Source organism: Bacteroidota bacterium (assembly GCA_008933805.1).
In the GTDB taxonomy this organism is placed as follows: Bacteria; Bacteroidota; Bacteroidia; order UBA8524; family UBA8524; genus SB11.
In genome coordinates, this window is record WBUH01000018.1 from 22865 (window position 1) to 42031 (window position 19167).

Genomic DNA, 19167 nt, shown 5'->3' on the forward strand with positions numbered 1-19167 from the left:
CTACCACTATGAAAAAACATATCGCACTGTTTATAGCCGCTTTTGCTTTGCTTATGTTAAGCAACAAAGATGCTGATGCACAAAAGATAATCCGTTATGAATATGTTGACGGAGATTCTATACCCGTATATGAGTTTTCAGAAGTAACGTATAGCGAGTTGGATGACGCTGAAACCAAGAAAAAATACTTGCTGCTGATATACAATATCAAGATAGTATTCCCGTATGCAAAAATGGCTGCCTTCCGCCTGCAATTGATGGAAGACAACCTGCGCCAGTTAAAGGGCAAAGAGCGTAAAGAGTACCTAAAAGCATCAGAAAAAGCTTTTAAAGAAGAGTTTACAGGCTTCTTAAAGAATATGCCCCGCTCACGAGGTGTTTTGCTTACCAAGCTACTGTATCGCGAGACAGGTAAAACTGCTTACGAAATATTGGATGCTTTTACCAACGGGTTTGAAACCTTTTTATGGAGCACTACAGCACAGGTTTTTGGCGGTGATTTGAAAGACACCTTCGACCCGATGGAAGATTATCAGATAGAACATATCATCAAAGGGTTGCAATTAGAGTAGTCCTCTCCCGTTCACCTTTACCCATTACTTTGTATTCATTCGCAGCACAAGCCCATTTTGTGTGGTAAAATATTGTGTACTTAAAATTCGTTAAAATTTTAAATTGCCATCTATGAAAAGAGCTGCCCTATACACAATAGCCCTGCTATTAAGCATTGGTGCATTTGCACAGCGCAGTGCTGAGGACTATTATAACGACGGAATGAAATACGCACAACGGGGTAACTATAAAGAGGCCATCGGGTATTTTGATATGGCCATCCGCCTGAAAGCCGACGATTACTTTAGTATGTTTAACCGTGGCATTGCAAAATCTAAACTGGGTAACTATAACGAAGCCTTGGCCGATTTTAAATTGGTGCTTACGTTTAAACCTGATTATGTAAAAGCCTATAACGCCATCGGAAGCTGTTACAAACGTCTTACCCACTACGACACCGCCGTAAACTATTACAGTAATGCGCTTGAGTTTGAAGCCAGCAATTCTGAAGCTTTATACCACCGAGCGCACATGTATGAAAGCATGAATATGTTTGACAGTGCCGCCAGCGACTTTTTAGAATTGGTTGAAATGGGCGTAGACGTGGGTGACAAAGGAAAATACTACAGCGATACCGCTAAAAACCGCCCTAAGCTAAACACTATTACCAAACTTACCCAAACCAGTACCGATGCTACGTATGGTTTTACGGCTAAAAACCCTATAAAAGTGGGCACAGGAAAAAAGGGAGGTTTTGGCAATGTGCGTGATTATCTGAATCTTTTGCGCGACAGTAAGAAAAAACCGATTAAATATAGCCGTGTACAAGCTTGCTGCCCCTACAAGCCAAAAGGTTTTGCAGGAAACGTATTTGACGAGGAGTATAACATCACTTATGTTGATGAAACAGGTATTGAGGTAACCAAAAAACTATACCTTACTTATTACGAATACGAAGAGCCTAAAATCCCTATGGGATTAGCCACAGGTAAATAACACTACCCTTTTTTATTCTCTTTTTGGGCAAAGGCTTTGTAATCCTTTATAAAATGGGAGAAATCGGTATAACCCAATTCTTCATAAGGATAGGCCGACCCATACGCCACATAATACGGCAATGCTTTTCTGAAACGGATGATACGGGCACTTACTTTCGGGGTAAGCCCTACGCTATGTACGAAATAACGGGTAAGTGTTTTAGGTGTGAGGCTTAATACATTTGCCAGTTGATTTACATTATATGCCCCTTGCGCCTGCTGAAAATGGTTGATTGCCTTGTGCAGGTAATGATGACGGTAATTCTTCGCCTCGTTTTTGGCCAATAACGCGGTTAAAAACACTTCTAACCGTTGCGTGCGTTGTTCAAAAAGAGTGTCGTTAGCCAGTTTTTCTTCCAACTCGGCAGTTTTGGCAAGCTCTTCAATCAATACAAACCCGTTGTTTAGTTCCTGAGCATCAACAGCAAGCAATGAGCTAAGTCCGGCAGGCTTAAACTTAATGCCCAACAAAAAATTACCCTCGGCATGGTGGTACATTACCGGTTGGTTACGCTGCCCTACCACAATACTCTTTGCAAAACTCCATTCATCCGTGCCTTCTTGTTTCTTTATACCAAAAGGGCTACCCAAATTAAACACCAACGAAGCATTTAAATTGGCAAATATTTGCTCCCAATAATCGTTTTCAGGTGCTCCGTTTCTTAAGTCCAACTGCCAGTAGCACTCCACATACGGCTGCAATAACAGGCCGGGTACAGCAAAACAATATTGCTTTGCAAAGTACTCAGCGTCCATTATTTCGGCTCGTATGCTCATTATTTATTAGCGGATTCCTTAGGGCTGGCAACATCAATTTGCCAAACCTCTTTCAGCACTCTTTTCAGTTGTTTACGTCCCCAAAACTTAGTATTCATTACATAAACAGTACCATCAGCAGTTATCAAAGTCACCTCCAGAGGTTGTGCAAAACTTTTGGGATAATCATGGAAATTTATCCTCAGTTGGTCTTTAGAAATTGTAACGGTCTTTCTTATAAACAGGTATTTTGAGATTGATAATGTAAGTGTATCATCGGTTTGGTCATACACTAATTTTAATACTTGCGGATAAAGGTTATTGATAAACAAACCTACCAAAGGTATCAAGTTAGCTAGAAATACTGCACGCATTTCCCTAATACCAAAATAGAAACCTATAACACCCGTTACAAGTAATAAAGCAAAATACAAATTAGGGTTTGACAAAAAGCTTGAACGATATATTTTACTCATTTATTAGGTGTTATAATGACTTTGCTAAAGTTTTACTAAATGTATTTTATGAAAGAATTTACTACAATCCTTTGAGGCTTTCCAGCATTTGTTTCACCCGCTGGTTGTTGGGGTTGCGTTTAAGAATACGTTGTAAAATCTGTCGGGCTTTGTTGTATTCTTTCAGGTAATTATAAAGTCCGGCCTTGTTTAATAGCGCAGGCTCGTAGTCAGGGTCAAGAGTAACGGCTTTATCGTAATGTTCATTGGCTTTAGCGATGTTTCCCTGCAAGAAATACAAATACCCAAGATTGGTATGGCTTTGCGTATGTTTAGGATAGGCTTTCAGCAACTCTTCAAACAACTTCTTAGCTTCATCGGTTTTGTTCAGTTCAAGTTTTACTGTCCCCAACTTGGCTGTAAACTCAATATTTTGCGGGGCTTTTGCCACAGCAATGGCAAAGTATTTCTCAGCCTCTTTGCTGTTTGCAGTGCTGTAATAGGCTTGCCCGATTCGGTAGGCCGTCCAAGCATCGGGGTTTTCTGCTTTCGGGACGTATTTCAACAACTGGGTATAATCTATCTTTAAAAAGGCATGATGTATAAACTCTTTGGCGGGTGCATTGGCTTTTTGCAGATAAAACAATGCCGAATCTAATAACTCATATTTTGAGGGCTCAAACTTCTCAAAATAGCTTAAATACGCCCTCCCTTTGGTCAATGCATCGGTATTTGGGTTATTTACCGAGTAAATGCCTATAAAACGGGCTACTTTGTTAGCTTGTTCAGCACTTAATGTTTTCTTTTCAGGTTTACGGATGTAGTGGTCGTGCACAGTAACGTGCGGAATATCAATAGTTCCCGTACTGGGCATATGGCAACTGCTGCAATCGTTGTTTGCCTTTTTGCGTATCGCTTCTGTTTCGGTACAAGTTTGCTGTTGGTGGCAGTTGATGCAAGCATCATTAAACACTTGTTTGCCCGTTACCTTAACCGATACGTGCGGGTTATGGCAAGTAATACACGTTAACTGCATTTTACCCTGCGCCGCATTTTTATTGCTGTTTATAAAGCAGTTACTCATTTGCAATCTTTCAGCATGAGAGGCCATTATAAAGGCTGTATCGCTGCCTTCGTAGCGGGGCATAAACACTTCAAAGTAATCGCTAAGCACCATACCGGGTCTAAAATCGGTAAACTCCTTCCCTTCTTTCAATACTGCATTGCCCTGCAAATGGCAGCGTTGGCAAAGGTCAATCTGGCGTTGCCAGCTTAGCTTGCGGGGGTTTACTATTGTGTAATCTATTTCTTTGGCGGTATCCACCAACTTGCCTGCTTGTATTTGTGCTACGTGCAATTGGCCGGGTCCGTGGCAACGCTCACAGTCGATACCACCGGGTATTTTGGTAAAACGGTTTTCTGAACCTTGTACAAAACCGGGCAACCCGTTGTGGCAACTCATACACTCCAAGCCTATTATCCGGCTAAACCGGGTATTATGGCCGTCTTCGAAACCGGGGGGTAAATCCCATTTGCCTTGCTGGGCATACCATGTAAGCGGGGCTTGGTTTAAATACCCGTTGGTTTCAATAATGTGTGAGTTGGTGTGTTGCCCTGAGCCAACAATGTAGCTGATACGCTCTACCCGTTTGTGTACGGTATCTTTCCCCTCAAGCCTATATTCTTTAATGTAAAATTCATCTCCTGCCCAATAAGGTTGGTAGTAAAAATCACGGTATTTATCATACACAGCCCCGTGTTTAAAGTTAGCCGAGCTTTTTTCTGGAGTAGCCTTATCAAACGATAAGCCCATGCCCGTATGGACAAACGTACTGTGTTTATCAGCGTGGCAAGCTCGGCAGGTGTTCATGCCTACATACTTTACGGTATCGTGGTGATTGAGGTAGGCCAATGCCACAGGGCTGCCTTCGCTGCTTTTGGGTTGGCAACAAAAATGGATGCACACCCCTGCAAAAGCAAAAAGGGCTATCAGCAACAGTATTATTTGCGGCCTGCGAAGCATTTGTTTTTTGTGGTAACGAAGTAATGGCTTCAAAAGTTCAGATGCAAACTAATTTCGGGTATAAATAATTAGAGCAACGCAACCTTTAAAAACTTTTGCTTGTCTAAAACGTGTAAGGCACATAAAACTAATGCCTAACATTGTATAACCAACTATGAAAAATTTAAAGGGCGGCTTTTTTCTGTTTTTTATATTAACGGCTGCCGTTGCATTGGCTCAACACGAGCGTGATAACTGGTACTTTGGCAATAACGCAGCGATAAAATTTGGCAGCACCAATCCAAAACCAACCGTTGCAAATGATTGTGCCATGAAAACTCGTGCATCAGCCACTATCTCTGATGAAGTTACGGGCCAGTTATTGTTTTATACCGACGGAGTGAGTGTTTGGAACAAATTTCATGCATTGATGCCCAACGGTAGTGGATTAATCAATGAAATTAACGCTCAGGGCACATTGATTGTCCCTTTTCCCGGCCAGAAGGGCAAATACTTTATCTTTACGGTTAATGCCACAAAAACGCTTAGCTACTCAATAGTAGATGTGACCGAAAACAGCGGGCAGGGAAATGTAATTTCTAAAAACAACATTGTAGCCCAAAAAATTTCCTACAGTTTCACCGCAGTAAAGCAATCGGTAAATAACGGTTACTGGTTGGTTACCCATAGCAACGGAGATGTGGCAAACAACTCGTTCTTCTGTTTTCCTATTACCGAAACAGGTATAAAGCCAATACCCACTGAAATCAAAATAGGCATTTTGGGCAGAAACTTTGGTGATTTAGTCAGCAATGCCAAAGGCGATAAGATTGTAATTACCCACTACGCCGATTCATTAAATGCTTTTGCACAAGTTTTTGATTTTGATAAGCTTTGCGGACAATTGAGCAATCCTATCACATTGCACAGAGACGCCAAATGGGACTATGCATATGGTATAGCGTTCTCTCCCGATGATAGTAAATTATATGTTGCTTACTCGTATATGGAGAGCCAAGTGGTGCAATACAGCGGCACTAATTTTAGCAGCTGGGGCATTGCAGCCACCGATGCGCAAAACCTTAATAACTTAATGCTTGGCCCCGATGGTAAATTATACATTACCACTCACGATAATTCAATCCCCTCACCTGTTATTGATGTGATTGAGTTTCCGAACAACCCCGCGGCTACCTGCGGCTATAAAAAAGATGCCCTGAATTTGGGTATCGGGCGCAATAGTAATTTTGAGTTCCCCAACTTTATCAACGATACCAGCAAACACTTTATTGATGCGCCTAACTACGGAATCACCTTTTCGTTTACAAACACTTGTTTGGGTGACAGCGTAAAGTTTACCATTCACAGTAATTTCACTGCCGACTCTGTTCGATGGAATTTTAGCGACTTCGCCTGTCCTCCCGAAGAAAACACCTCATCATTATTAAGCCCGAAGCATAAATACAGCAGTATTAACAGCTATGTAGCCACCTTAGACTGGTACCGATGCGGTATTGAATTGTTTATGGCAAAACGGGTAATCATTGTTATTGCCGATGAAGTTTCGCTGGGCAATGACACAATGGTATGCAAGGGAGATAGTATTGTGCTTACCCCCACCGGTAAAGGCCCAAAACAACTGTGGAGTACCGGTGAAACTACGCCTGAGATAACTGTGAAAAAGGGTGGCACGTATTGGGTAAAGGTAGATAACGGACTATGCAGCGGAGAAGACAGTATTGTAGTAATTGAACACCCCAATCTGTTGGTGGATATTGGCAATGAATATTCTATTTGTGATGATAGCTCGGAATTGCTGAAACTGGATGCGGGCAAAGGACACAACTATTATAAATGGACACCTACGGGCGATACCACACAATGGATTATTGTGAGCAAAGCGGGAGATTATTTTGTGATGGTGGAAGATAACAACGGTTGTAAGGCCGGAGATGGTGCAACCGTGAAACGGTTATGCGACTTTACTTTTTATATGCCCAATGCTTTTAGCCCGAACGGTGATGGGAAAAACGATGTGTTTGCCCCTGTATTTTCAGACATTACTGATTACAAAATTGAAATATTTGACCGTTGGGGAGCAAAAATGTTTGAAAGCACCAACCCCGCCTACGGTTGGGACGGCACTTATAAACAGCAAGCAGCCACAAGCGGCACCTACGCTTGGCAATTATCGTTTAAAGGACTTCAAAACAAACAGTTGCGTAACTACAACCACCGTGGAAACGTGATGTTGCTGCGCTAAACTGCTTGGTAAATATTTTATCGGTGATTTGAGATAGGTTTTGGCATTTTTATTGAAACCTATATACTTGTATAAAATTTAACACCGAATGAAGAAACTGATAATACCCATTTTGGCCTTTTTGTTTGCCGTGCCTGCAATGGCTCAAAACCGTATCCCCGATATTACTTTGAAAGACCTTAATGGTAATGCTATTAAAGTATCAGAAGTGGCCGATAGCGGAAAAATTGTGGTGATTAATTTTTGGGCTACCTGGTGTGGGCCCTGCCTGAAAGAGCTTACCAATATTAACGATGTGATTGAAGAATGGAAAGAGAAATACAATATTGAGTTTATTGCTGTTTCTATCGACGATTCTCGTACTACGCAAAAAGTAAAACCCTTTGTTGAAGCTAAAAACTGGGTGGGCTACAAAATATTGTTAGATGTGGCATCAGACCTAAAACGTGCCATGAACGTTCTTGACCCTCCTTACACGTTTGTGTACGACCAAAAAGGTAATTTGTATTACAGCCACCCCGGCTACCAAGAAGGTGCCGAAATAGAACTAGAAGAAAAAATTGCTGAGCTTGCTAAGTTGAACAAGTAACAGCTTCCTACTAATAGTAAAAGTCCGTTGTGAAAGTATCGCAACGGACTTTTTTACTATTCGATATAAACCAAGAATGATTGATTGCCGAAATCTTCACTTACTTCAACCTTTTGCATGCTTGATTTTTTATCTCTCTTGTTAAAAAAATAAATATCAAGGCTCTCTCTTTTTTCATTTGATATTGTTAATGTGTTTAACCCTTTTTGAAACTTGAACTTGCATTTTTGTCGACTTCCTTTTAAATCAATTTTTTGCTGAGTCAAATGGTTTATTTCGAAAAAAATATCTTTCTGTTCGTTCGATTTCCTAATAATCTTAGCATAAACAATTGAATTATTAAATCTTAGCGTATCGATAACTCTATCAATATTTTCTGATCTTGATTGAAAACAGTTTGTTTTCAAATCAAATAAGTTTGCTTCAAGTTTTAAATGACTATTTCTTGATGAGTGAATGTAATAAACTTTAATTCTATAATCTGACTTGCTTGAAGAAAACACTTCCTCATTTGCCTGAAAAACAATAGTTGCAAAAGGGTTTGTTTTGACTATTGTCTCAAAGTAATAATCACCGGTGGCACTTTTTATTAACGAAGCTCCATTTTCACTCTTTAAACCTGTGATCTTCTCGATTGCAACTTTAATTGGAATATCCATTTTCACAGGCCTATTAAGGCTGTCTTGGACTAAGATCCTAAATTCAATTCTCTTTTTATCATCTGAGATCGTTTGGCAACCATAAAAAGAGAATTTATAACTAAGTAAGTCTACTTTGTTATGTAGCATTTTCCTCTCATAATCAAGATCCCTAATCATTCTAAGATATTGCCCCGTGTCTGTTTTTAAAATACTATCAATGAATATTTGCCGCAAATATTTTTCTGTTAAGTACTGCATGTTTTCATTGCATTTTTCCAAGGGTTCTCTATAATTAAGCTGCTCGGCAAGTTTATCAACCTTTTCCCCTACATTCAGTATAGCCTCGAGTATACCTCTATTTCCAAAATTGATTATTTTCTCAAGCTTTCTTAATTGTATTGAATCCGCTTCCTCAATGAATTCAATGAATGAAACTTTCCTGTTTCCCTTTTGGATAACTTTCTCATTAAATATGGGAGCGTGATCAATCTCTAAAACTACCATTCCAACTTCCCTAAGGGTTTGTTTTGGTTCAGCAAGAACAAACTCTTTATCTTTAATTTTAAATTTCAATAGATTAGGTAACCCAATAGTTTCATCGCTAAAGGCTCCTCCTGCTTTGGTAATGATTTCTTTAGTAAAAGTATTGTTACTTTTATCATTGTAAGTGACTTCAATTTTCAAATTACTTGGTATCTCATGCCCTTCCTTATTAATCAAAATACCTTTAAGGTATTTTGATTTGGTTTTAGAATCATTATTTTGAGATTTAGAAAATTGACAAATGAAAATAAGTGATAGTAAGAGCAAAAATTTAATTTTCATATAAGGTTATGATAAATGGTGTGGCAATGTTGTCAATTGTTAGATCTGCTGGAAACTTACCACTGTATTCTAGAGTATCATCGGGATTATTTATAATGTAAGTGAAAGTGTCAACTGTATTGCATTTTTCGCATTTAATAAGATTAAAGAAAGTTGTGCTACTTTCGCCCTCCATTGTGATGTATCCATTTTCATCACTTTCATATGTATCCTTGTTAAGGATATGAATCTTTTGTTGACGAAAAACATCAATACTACCGTCCTTCTTTTCAATTCTAAACATGAATTTATTTTGTGTACTTTTTCTGAAATGAGTACAAAATGCGTCAACGATGAGCGGTTGTACAAAAATTCCGATTATTAAAGGGATTACGAAATACTTTACAGACAACTCAATATCTTTAATTCTTTTAATTGTTTTTGCAATTTTTTCTAGTATCATTTCCAAATAGCAATTAGAATTTTAAAAGTATCATATAAATATATTATCAGCAACATTTTTTTGCTAATCAAATACAAATCAACTAATTAAAATTATACAGCAATTTATATTTTCTAAATATGGTTTTAGTAAATAATAACAAAAAAGCGCAACCCGTTTGGATTGCGCTCATACTAAAAGCTATTGATAGGTTATTTTACAATTACCAATTTCTCGGTAGAAAGTACTTGTTTATTGGCTACTATGCGGGCAAAGTAGATGCCGTTATCCAAAGTAGCTGTGCTTATTGAAACTGTATTAGCTCCTGCGGGCATTGTTTGGGCAAACACCATTTTGCCTGCCATATCAAACACCTCAAAAGATACTTCTTGAGCATTTTCAACGGTGTAGTCAATGGTTACTTCATTGGCTGCTGGGTTAGGATATAACTTGCATTTGCTGTTCTCAACCTCTTGAACACCGTTTGGCAATACAGGCAAGTTGCTTTTTACTTCATATACTGAAATAGTACCGCTTATTTCGTTAGCCACAATTATATAGCCTTTACCAGTTGGGCTAGCTTTAGGGCTAACATAAATAATACCCTCAGGACCATGGTCGCCGGTAAAACTGGTGGTGCTACGGTTGTTTTTATAATCGCTAAAAGTTGGAGACGTTGGGTCAGTAATGTTGTACACCATCACTCCGCCAATACGCTCTAACGCTACAAAAGCAAAGGTTTTACCCGAAATTGAGGCCAAGGTTACGCCTTCTGGTTCAGGGCCTTTTGCACGACTGCGGCCTTTTAGTCCGTTACCTTCGTTATCAGCATTAAACAATACACCGTAAGTGGCATCAGCAGCCGTAATGGTTTCAAAATCATCACCGCTGTCAAAAACCCTTGTATTGTTACTAGCATTAAAGATTGAGAAAGAGCGGGCGCCTACCATATATAATTCGTCAAAGTCACCGTCTTTGTCGGTGTCACCTTGCAGGTTAGTTACACGCAAACGACCTAAGTTATGCGCTTGTTGCAACATAGGTGCTTGCGGGAATTTGGTAGAATCTAATTTAATAGCACCTACGGTGGTACGTTCGTTCAAACCAGTGTATTCTTTCTCATCACCTTCGTTTGCTGTAACAAGGTAGGTGGTTCCGTTAACAGCGTAATTGGCAATACCGTCGGCCAAAAAGAAACTCTTTACAGGCCAGTTGCTATTAAGTATTGTACCATTATTGTCTGAAGCATCAAAACCATTACCCATTAAACTAAAATCTTTAGTACCGCAGCTCCAAACTGATGTCGCTGTGTTGTTAGTAAGGTCAATAACTGCAATAGCGTTGTTTTCTTGCAACGTAACCCAAGCCGTTTTAGAATCGGCTGAAACGGTAATGTATTCGGGTTCAAAATCCTGAGCAAGTGTACTTGTGGCTTTAAGCTTGCGAACACCTGATGCAATCAAGGCAGTTTCTTGGCTGTTAAAACCGGTAAACGAAACCGTGGTAACGTTAGCGTGGGTAAGATTGGTAATGCCTCCACTGATATCAATCACGCTAACAGAACCTTCGGGGTCAACGGTGTAAGAATCGTTAGGTTGGCCTTCGTTGGCCGTCATTACTTTAGAACCGTCTGGGCTAAAAGTAACCATATCAGGCAATGCACCTACAGTAACTTGCTTTTGAAAATCGCCATTGGTATTAAAAAACACCACTGAACCATCCGACTGCTCGTTTGCATTGGGGCTTGCAGCAGCTACGATACCGTTTTTAACAGCTACGCTGGTGATACCGCCGTAAGTGCTCATATCAATTGATTTAATCAACGTGATATTGGCAGGGTTACTGAAATCAGAAATATCCAATCGGTCTTGTACGGCACTGATTGAGAATAAACGTTTTGAAGCAGAATCAAACATTACAATTTCACAAGTGCTTGAACCGACAACGGGTTCGTAGCTGGTTACGTAGTTTAGTTCAACCTCTTTGCTGGCTGCTGGTGCTTTGTGGTCGTTATCTTTAATATATACGGTAAACAAATTGCTGCCAGTAATTGATAGTCCTACAGGGCTTTCAAGTGCCAATGTAAAGTACTCGTCCTGTTCGTTCAGATTATCATCAGCAATAGGGATATTGATAACATGCGATGTAGTAGTACCTATAATGGTAAGGGTTTGATTAACGAAATTAAAGTCAGTTGCTGAAGCGGTATTAAACGCAGCACCTTTTAACACAAGATTTACTGTTGAGTTTGAAGGGTTTTTAATGGTGACATTCACTACCGCTACACCGGCATTTTCATTAACCGATATAAACGATTTAGCAAAAGAAACCTCGGTGTTGTAAGTAAACGAAAACTTATACGGGCAAAGCATAATGTTTCCTTCGCTGTCTTTAACATTAGTTACCGTGATAGAAAGTGTAGCCGAGGGAGTGAACGGAGTGTTATAAGTTAAGGTAAGCGTATCAGCCAATGTACCGTTGTTGGTTCTGCTGATGCTAACCAAGCCGCTGATACCCGTAAAATTAGATGTATTGGTTGCTGTTGCATTGTCCAAATCGCTGCTAAAGAAAACCTGGACGGTAGTTTGGTTGATGATTTTAGTGCCCAATACTGAAGGAGGTCCGGGGAAACTCCATGTAGGCCATGTTTGGGGCGCAGTACCCGAAGCCGCTCCTACCCAATTAGCAGGGTTTAGGATAGCTGCACGCAATTGAGATGCTGTACCTGTTTGGGTACCGTTGTAGTAAGCATTAGCTGTATTGCCGGTTACGTTACCTGTAATAGTGCTACCGTTAAGGGCGTTTTGACCATCGGTAAGAGTTGCAGGTATTTTTGAATTACTTCCTGAACATGAGGTGTTTGCAGTAAGCCATCCATTTGATGAAAGCGCAGTAATGTATTTAGGATTAGCAGCGGTACCTGTATATACTATAAATTGGTCGCCACCTGAACTTAAACCAAAACCACCACCTGTAATAGTGCCTTTACTAGCTGAGGGAACATCGTTTTTGATGTTTATGATTGAGCCAGCAGGTATGCACTCATTTGCAGGGGCAGTCCAAACAAATCCTCCGGCACATTGTGCAGGTGTATTATCAGTGTACTTTGCATCGGTGATGTTAATCATCGTTCCGGGTAAAATGTCTACAAAGGTTAGCAAGACTACTTCATCGTCTGTCGAAGTAGCATTCATACGATAGGCTACAGGTACTAAATCACCTGCATTAAACTGGGTTTGAACCGCAATTGTAGTAAACGACATTGATTGTAACGCAACTACAGCATTGTCGCTCATATCTTCCACACTATTAGCTTTTAACGCAACATAATACTTCTGACTATTAAGCAAATTTGCAGCAGGCGTGATAATAATCTCATTGCCGCTAACAGTAGCATCAAACGCAACAGTTGCACCGCTTGCATTATCCAAACGCAACTCTACCAAAGCATCTACATTGGTATTGCTAAGGGCAGTGTTGTTAATCAAACGTACTGCCTCGTTGAATGAAATTTTAGGTTTTGTTGTAATATCTAAATGTAAAGCACCGTCCACTGGGATAAACGTAACTACAGGTGCAGTTACATCCGGACCTGAACCTGTGCCCTCGGCTGTGAAATTGTCAAAACGGTTATTACCTACAGTACCGCCGGGACCTTGTTCAAACGTAATGCGTATTTTAAAGTTAGCATTATTATCCACCGCTATAATAGCAGAGAAATCTAACGTTTGCAGGGTTGGGTTACCGTCTACAGGATTAATATCGGTAAATGCGGTGTACGAAGAGCCATCAGTACTGTACTCAATTTTTTGGGTACCGGCTCCCGAACCTGAGCGACGGGTGGCATATTTAACCACCACATCAGTATAACCTATAGTTGGCAATGAGAACACTAAGGTTCCGCCAATAGGGTTGTTAAAACGTAAATGCGACCCCGAAGAATCAGAATTACGCGTGTTTGGATTGGTTACTTCAAAACCCTGACCTGTATTGCTGGTTATTTGTATGGCACTTGTTCCGCCCTGAATGTGTTGAATGGATGCACCCGACACCAAGGATAGTTTAGCTGTTAACAAATCCGTCTCAGTTGACGAGTTGTTAAAATTCCAGTAATGAATATGTGTTTGTGAGTAGCCCGTATTGCTTATAAAAGCAAACAGTAACAAGCTAAAAATCAATGTTGTTTTCTTTCCCATATATTTTTCTTTGTGGTTGCAATGCTATTATCACAACATCACCAAACGGTTATTCAAAAATTATGATACCATCACCCAAACATTACTAAAACATTTACTCCATCAACTGGCCTATCATTTTTATAGGAATCGGTTTAATTTTGCTTACTACTATTGATAACTATGAATGCTCTACTAGAAACCTTTGCCATTAATAACCGTATCAACTTATATACCCTTGATGCAATTGAAGTGGAGGCTCTTAATGATAAGGCTTTGGGTAAAGGCCGCAGTGTGGGTGAGCAATGGGCACACCTGCACAATGTGCGCTTGATGTGGATTGATGCTGCTTCTCCAAAATTGAAGGGTGAATTGACCAAAATTGAAAAGGAACAAGCTACCAATAAAGAATTGCTGAAAGCAGCTTTGGAAGCTTCGGGAAAGGTTATGGAGCAACTACTTGAAGAGGGTTTTGCAACGGGCAAGATAAAAGGGTTTAAGCCTCACCCCGAAGCATTTTTAGGGTATCTGATTGCTCACGAGGCGCATCATAGGGGACAAATAGCTCTTACTCTTAAGCAGTGCGGACACCCTTTGGACAAAAAAACGGGATTTGGAATGTGGGAATGGGGTGTTAGATAACACCGTCTTAACAGACTCATTTAAATAATTGGTATAAAGAGCATTACATTCTTAATGCACAACGAGTATTTATGTATTTAGGTGTGATTTTCATCGGGTATCGTGTAGCATTAAACGATACTTTGCAGGCTTAATAGTTTAATATGTATTTTTGAAGCTTGAATAATACCTCTTGGTAACCAAAATTCAGAAAAATTAAAGCTAATATGAAAAAAGTATCACTACTGTTTATGGCCCTTTTTGCCGGCATGGTGCTTAAGGCACAAGCTCCGGCAGGCTGGACATTAATTGAACGCTACACCCCTGCTCAAGGAGAATTGGGGATTGCTTATGAAAAATGGACGATGGCCAACGGGCTTACCGTTATTTTGCACGAAGACCACAGCGACCCTATTGTTCATGTTGAAATGACCTACAAAGTAGGTAGTAACCGTGAAAGCATGGGTAAATCTGGTTTTGCTCACTTTTTTGAGCACATGATGTTCCAAGGTTCTAAAAACGTTGGGGATGAGCAGCACTTTAAAATTGTGCAAGGTGCAGGTGGTGACATGAACGGTACAACTAACAGCGACCGTACCAACTATTTTGAGACCCTACCCAGTAACATGCTTGAAACCGCTTTGTGGTTAGAAGCTGACCGTATGGGCTTTTTGTTGGATAGCGTTACCCAAAAGAAATTTGAAGTACAACGCGCTACCGTTAAAAACGAAAAATCTCAAAACATCGAAAACCAGCCTTACGCAATGGCTTATGTGGAAATTATGGGACAAACCCTTTACCCACAAGGTCACCCCTACAGCTGGCCGATTATCGGTTATGTTGAAGATTTGAACAGCGTAACTGTTGATGACCTTAAAAACTTCTTCCTTCGCTGGTACGGACCTAACAACGCTATATTGGTAATTGCTGGTGATATTAACCCTACCGAGGTTTACCCAATGGTAGAAAAATACTTCGCTCCAATTCCTAAAGGCAAACCCGTATCAAAAATGAGGGTTGACAAAACAATATTGGGTTCAGAAAAACACGCAACTTACCTTGATAACGTGTTCTTCCCTCTTGATTTGGTAGCTTACCCTACAGTGCCCAACTATGATAAAGACGAGCCTGCGTTGGATATTCTTGCTGAGATTTTCGGTGGTAACAACAACTCGCCTTTGTACCAAAACTTCGTAAAAACTGAAAAAGCAGTTCAAGCCAGTGCTTCACATCCTTGCCGCGAGTTGGGCGGTGAATTCACTATTGAAATCTTCTACTCACCTAAATATGAACAAAAAGAGATTGAAGATTTATTAAAGAAAACCATTGCTGAGTTTGACCCAACCAAAGTAACCGACGACGATTTGAATGCAGCCAAAACCAACATGGAAGCTACTCTTGTTCGTATTATGGAAAGCGTTGGCGGTAAAGCCGGTACTCTTACCCAATGGACTATGTTGTTGGGTAACAAATCATACAACATTAAAGATGATATTGCACGCTACCGCGCTGTAACTAAAGAAGATATTGCCCGTGTTTACGAAAAATACATTAAGAGTCGTAACGCTTGCTATGTACACGTTAAACCACGTCCAATAGAACTTAAAGATTCATCGTTCAGCCGTAACCCATACCCGGGTGTAGTTGATGCTGCTAAAGAAGCTGAATACAAAGGTCTTACTTACACCCCTGTTAAAGATAACTTCGATCGTAGCAAACGCCCTGTTGCAGGACCAACTAAAGCTGCTATCATTCCTCAATTCTACAAAGCTGAGTTCCCTAACGGTATCAAAGTAATTGGTACTAAAACTACTGAAGTTCCTACTGTTGACTTAGTAATCTCAATCAAAGGCGGTCACCAGTTGCAAGCCTTCAATACTAAAAAAATCGGTTTGGCACGTTTAACTGCCGAAATGATGAATGAAGGAACTAAAAACTATACTCCTGAGCAACTTTCAAAAGAAATGAACAAGCTTGGTGCTTCTATATTTATTAGCGCCGGTCGTGATGCTACTGTTATCAACGTTAGCACTTTGGACAAAAACTTGGATCAAACTCTTAAACTGCTTGAAGAAATACTGTTTAACCCACGTTTTAACGAAGAAGACTTTAAACGTGTTAAAAATCAAGCAATCGAAAACTACTTTACTGAAGAGAAAAATGCCAGCTTAACTGCTACTAAAGCATTTAACAAATTGATTTACGGTGACGACCACATTTTTGGTGCTAGCCCTAATGGTACTGATAAAACCCTTAGCAAAATCACTTTGGAAGACGTAAAAGAGTTTTACAACAAATACTACACTCCTACTCTTACTACTATTACCGCTGTAGGTAACATTGATAAAGACGGATTGTTGCCTAAACTAGAGTTCTTGAAAAAATGGGCTCCTAAAAACGTTACTCTACCTGTATTAACTTTCAACCACAAACCTGAGAAAGCCATCTACGTAATTGATAAAATCAACGCTCCTCAATCACAAATCCGCATGGGTATGATGGGCGATAAATACGATTACAAAGGTGATTTCTTCAAAAAACAAGTAATGAACTTCCCATTGGGTGGTAACTTTAACAGCCGTATCAATCTAAACCTACGTGAAGATAAAGGCTGGACTTACGGTGCCCGTACATCTATTATAGGTTCTGAGTATCCAGGTATGTTTGTATTTGGTGCCGGTATTAAAACTTCTGCTACTGATAGTGCCGTTCGTGAACTAATTGGCGAGATGGAAAAATACCGCAATACAGGTATAAACGAAGAAGAATTGGCTTATACTAAAAACGCACTTCAACAAGGTGATGCGCTTACTTACGAATCTTCGTTCCAAAAAGCACAGTTCCTTAACATGATTGAGCGCTATAACCTGCCTGAAAACTTTACTGCTGAGCAAACTGCAGTGTTGAACTCATTGACCAAAAAAGAAATTGATGAGTTGGCTAAGCAAGTTCTTGATTTAGACAAAATGGTGATTGTGGTTGTAGGTGACGAAGAGTTGATTAAAGATGGTTTGAAGAAACTAAACTTTGGTAAACTTAAGACTGTTGACCCTGACCGTATCACAGTGAAAGAAATTGACGAAAACGCAAACCGTAAAGTAATTACTGAAACCGAAGTTAAATAATCAGGTTTCATAAACTCATAATAAAATCCCTGCCCCAAAGGCGGGGATTTTTTTTGCCCCAAACCCAAAAAACAGGTAAAAATACCCGTAATACAAAACAAGCAAAAATGCCCTTTTGCAGCAACAGCATAACCTGCACCTTTGTATTGGTTCTACTTCACGGCTAAGGAATACGAAAGAATAATTGCTTGGGGGTTGGCAAAGCTAACAACTATATTACCTACAAGGGCAACACTTGCATAACCATTGCTTTTGTTGCTAAAAAATACCCAACAGATTTAAACGCTCTTTTGGTATGCAGGTGGTGCTTATGCACTGCCTGCTTTTTATTTTAAGCGCTTTTTAGTTTTTTACGCAATACGGCCTCCATTTGAGCGGCCTTCTTAAACAACACATTTTCCTCAATTTTGGCGTGTTGTCCCATATCGGTTTGTAATTGCAACAACTCGTGCATGGTAATCTGATAGTTTAAATCATCCGTGCTCTTGTATCTGAAATTGTTTGTCAAAACACGTAACTCGTGCATTTCGTCTTCATCATGCTCGTGATTGTGACACAAAATCTCTGTGCTGTATTTCCCTAGCAGTTCAACTACTCCTTCCCTGTCGTAGTTCTCATACAATGCCTGTAGTTTTAGAATGAAAGGAAACACGACCTCTTCCTCCAGTATTATGTGCTTACGCATTTGGTTACTGAATTTGCGGAAGGTTTTCTCCAATTCACGGTACCCTTCATCGTGTCGCGATAGCATTGCAACTACCTTACGTATGGCAGGCAGTTTGGTTTTGGCATAATCGTGATGCGTATTAATAAGATACTCTATAAGAAAAGGTATGGATACCAAATTGAAATCGATACTGTATACATGGCTGCCCAATGCACCTAAACTGGTTTGCAATTGATTACAATCCAGTTGCTTTTCAGTGCATATCTGTTCAAGGGTTTTGTCACCGTGTTCATGATGATTAATCCCGTATTCATCCAACACTAGCGCACACGAAGGATTTTGCCGTATTAAATCAAGTACAGTGGTGTGTTTCATTTATTCATTTTAACAATCCAATACAAACATAGCCAAGCTGCCGACATCAAAAAATGATTTTACTCACAGTATGCCGGGCTTCAAATTGTATAGACTGACCTGTTATGAATACAGTTGTTTTTATCTGAATTTTTAATCAGTCATTTATAGGCTGTTTTAACCTTTGCGCTCTTATCAAATTTGTCACGTTTTAATCTACCAACAGGGGGTGGATGGCAAAAAATCGGTAAACAAAGCAGGCATATAAGAATAAGACTTTCCACTATGAATCTTGAACCGGTTGGACAATTTACGCTACACCAACAAGGCAACTATGTGTGCCGCACAGAATTTGTTTACATGGACGATAACGGCCGATTGCAACAATCTAATCAAACAGGCAATGTATTTTTAGACCAAACTTACACTACTGACCCCGGTAGTTTGGGGGTGCCCGACGGTTCAATCCTTTGGATGAAAATATGGGTGATGTTAGGAAATGACAACCAAGATACGCAAGCCTTTATTTATCAAAAAGGCGCAAGCGCTACTGCCGTGTACACATGCTCAGGAACCACCTTGAACAACAATCTTGCACTGAATGGTGTAAACCAAACAGCATAAGTTGCTTGTTAAAATCAAAGTTAGTTAGCGTTAAGCCGGCCGATAGGTCGGCTTTTCTTT

14 protein-coding genes are annotated in these 19167 nt (G+C 39.9%); 7 read left to right on the forward strand and 7 right to left on the reverse strand.

Annotated features, from left to right (window positions below; translation table 11 throughout):
- The first annotated feature begins 8 nt into the window (after window positions 1-8).
- Window positions 9-572, forward strand: a complete 564-nt coding sequence (locus tag F9K23_15560; protein ID KAB2913885.1) for a DUF4294 domain-containing protein — start codon at window positions 9-11, stop codon at window positions 570-572.
- 112 nt (window positions 573-684) lie between these two features.
- The gene (locus F9K23_15565) at window positions 685-1548 is read left to right on the forward strand and encodes a tetratricopeptide repeat protein (GenBank protein ID KAB2913886.1); all 864 of its coding nucleotides are present in this window, start codon (window positions 685-687) and stop codon (window positions 1546-1548) included.
- 2 nt (window positions 1549-1550) lie between these two features.
- Here F9K23_15565 and F9K23_15570 read toward each other — a convergent pair whose 3' ends face one another.
- The 3 genes from F9K23_15570 to F9K23_15580 all read right to left on the reverse strand — a co-directional run bounded on the left by F9K23_15570 (window position 1551) and on the right by F9K23_15580 (window position 4856).
- The gene (locus F9K23_15570; GenBank protein ID KAB2913887.1) at window positions 1551-2366 is read right to left on the reverse strand and encodes an AraC family transcriptional regulator; all 816 of its coding nucleotides are present in this window, start codon (window positions 2364-2366) and stop codon (window positions 1551-1553) included.
- Window positions 2366-2821, reverse strand: coding sequence for a hypothetical protein (locus F9K23_15575; GenBank protein ID KAB2913888.1), 456 nt, complete (start codon window positions 2819-2821; stop codon window positions 2366-2368). The genes F9K23_15570 and F9K23_15575 overlap by 1 nt, the downstream gene beginning before the upstream one ends.
- Before the next feature lie 61 nt (window positions 2822-2882).
- Complete coding sequence (locus tag F9K23_15580) at window positions 2883-4856, reverse strand: tetratricopeptide repeat protein (GenBank protein KAB2913889.1); 1974 nt, start codon at window positions 4854-4856, stop codon at window positions 2883-2885.
- Window positions 4857-4977: 121 nt separating this feature from the next.
- Between F9K23_15580 and F9K23_15585 the strand changes: the two genes are divergently transcribed.
- Both F9K23_15585 and F9K23_15590 read left to right on the forward strand, forming a co-directional pair.
- Window positions 4978-7065 (forward strand): gliding motility-associated C-terminal domain-containing protein, encoded by a 2088-nt coding sequence (locus F9K23_15585; protein KAB2913890.1) that lies wholly within the window; start codon window positions 4978-4980, stop codon window positions 7063-7065.
- A gap of 88 nt (window positions 7066-7153) precedes the next feature.
- Entirely contained in the window at window positions 7154-7654 is a 501-nt protein-coding gene (locus F9K23_15590; protein KAB2913891.1) for a TlpA family protein disulfide reductase, read from the forward strand.
- 56 nt (window positions 7655-7710) lie between these two features.
- On the opposite strand, the gene F9K23_15595 is transcribed toward F9K23_15590, so the two are convergent.
- The 3 genes from F9K23_15595 to F9K23_15605 all read right to left on the reverse strand — a co-directional run bounded on the left by F9K23_15595 (window position 7711) and on the right by F9K23_15605 (window position 13737).
- Window positions 7711-9120: a hypothetical protein gene (locus F9K23_15595; protein KAB2913892.1), complete on the reverse strand. Its 1410-nt coding sequence runs from the start codon at window positions 9118-9120 to the stop codon at window positions 7711-7713.
- A complete protein-coding gene (locus F9K23_15600; protein KAB2913893.1) occupies window positions 9110-9562 on the reverse strand; it encodes a hypothetical protein in 453 nt (150 codons plus the stop codon). Before F9K23_15600 ends, F9K23_15595 begins: the two co-directional genes overlap by 11 nt.
- 191 nt (window positions 9563-9753) lie before the next feature.
- Window positions 9754-13737 (reverse strand): T9SS type A sorting domain-containing protein, encoded by a 3984-nt coding sequence (locus tag F9K23_15605; GenBank protein KAB2913894.1) that lies wholly within the window; start codon window positions 13735-13737, stop codon window positions 9754-9756.
- A 162-nt stretch (window positions 13738-13899) separates the two neighbouring features.
- Between F9K23_15605 and F9K23_15610 the strand changes: the two genes are divergently transcribed.
- Together F9K23_15610 and F9K23_15615 are read left to right on the forward strand one after the other, a co-directional pair.
- Window positions 13900-14358, forward strand: a complete 459-nt coding sequence (locus tag F9K23_15610; protein ID KAB2913895.1) for a hypothetical protein — start codon at window positions 13900-13902, stop codon at window positions 14356-14358.
- A 206-nt stretch (window positions 14359-14564) separates the two neighbouring features.
- Window positions 14565-17462, forward strand: coding sequence for an insulinase family protein (locus F9K23_15615; protein ID KAB2913896.1), 2898 nt, complete (start codon window positions 14565-14567; stop codon window positions 17460-17462).
- A 331-nt stretch (window positions 17463-17793) separates the two neighbouring features.
- Here the strand turns inward: F9K23_15615 and F9K23_15620 are convergent, their stop codons facing one another.
- Window positions 17794-18504, reverse strand: coding sequence for a hypothetical protein (locus tag F9K23_15620; GenBank protein ID KAB2913897.1), 711 nt, complete (start codon window positions 18502-18504; stop codon window positions 17794-17796).
- Between the two features lie 264 nt (window positions 18505-18768).
- Here F9K23_15620 and F9K23_15625 point away from each other — a divergent pair, with 264 nt between their 5' ends.
- Window positions 18769-19107: a hypothetical protein gene (locus F9K23_15625; GenBank protein ID KAB2913898.1), complete on the forward strand. Its 339-nt coding sequence runs from the start codon at window positions 18769-18771 to the stop codon at window positions 19105-19107.
- Window positions 19108-19167 lie beyond the last annotated feature (60 nt).

Bases quoted from the DNA above. Each gene is read 5' to 3' on its own strand.
- F9K23_15560 (KAB2913885.1), top strand. From the start codon at position 9: ATGAAAAAACATATCGCACTGTTTATAGCCGCTTTTGCTTTGCTTATG.
- F9K23_15565 (KAB2913886.1), top strand. From the start codon at position 685: ATGAAAAGAGCTGCCCTATACACAATAGCCCTGCTATTAAGCATTGGT.
- F9K23_15570 (KAB2913887.1), bottom strand. From the start codon at position 2,366: ATGAGCATACGAGCCGAAATAATGGACGCTGAGTACTTTGCAAAGCAA.
- F9K23_15575 (KAB2913888.1), bottom strand. From the start codon at position 2,821: ATGAGTAAAATATATCGTTCAAGCTTTTTGTCAAACCCTAATTTGTAT.
- F9K23_15585 (KAB2913890.1), top strand. From the start codon at position 4,978: ATGAAAAATTTAAAGGGCGGCTTTTTTCTGTTTTTTATATTAACGGCT.
- F9K23_15590 (KAB2913891.1), top strand. From the start codon at position 7,154: ATGAAGAAACTGATAATACCCATTTTGGCCTTTTTGTTTGCCGTGCCT.
- F9K23_15595 (KAB2913892.1), bottom strand. From the start codon at position 9,120: ATGAAAATTAAATTTTTGCTCTTACTATCACTTATTTTCATTTGTCAA.
- F9K23_15600 (KAB2913893.1), bottom strand. From the start codon at position 9,562: ATGATACTAGAAAAAATTGCAAAAACAATTAAAAGAATTAAAGATATT.
- F9K23_15605 (KAB2913894.1), bottom strand. From the start codon at position 13,737: ATGGGAAAGAAAACAACATTGATTTTTAGCTTGTTACTGTTTGCTTTT.
- F9K23_15610 (KAB2913895.1), top strand. From the start codon at position 13,900: ATGAATGCTCTACTAGAAACCTTTGCCATTAATAACCGTATCAACTTA.
- F9K23_15615 (KAB2913896.1), top strand. From the start codon at position 14,565: ATGAAAAAAGTATCACTACTGTTTATGGCCCTTTTTGCCGGCATGGTG.
- F9K23_15620 (KAB2913897.1), bottom strand. From the start codon at position 18,504: ATGAAACACACCACTGTACTTGATTTAATACGGCAAAATCCTTCGTGT.
- F9K23_15625 (KAB2913898.1), top strand. From the start codon at position 18,769: ATGAATCTTGAACCGGTTGGACAATTTACGCTACACCAACAAGGCAAC.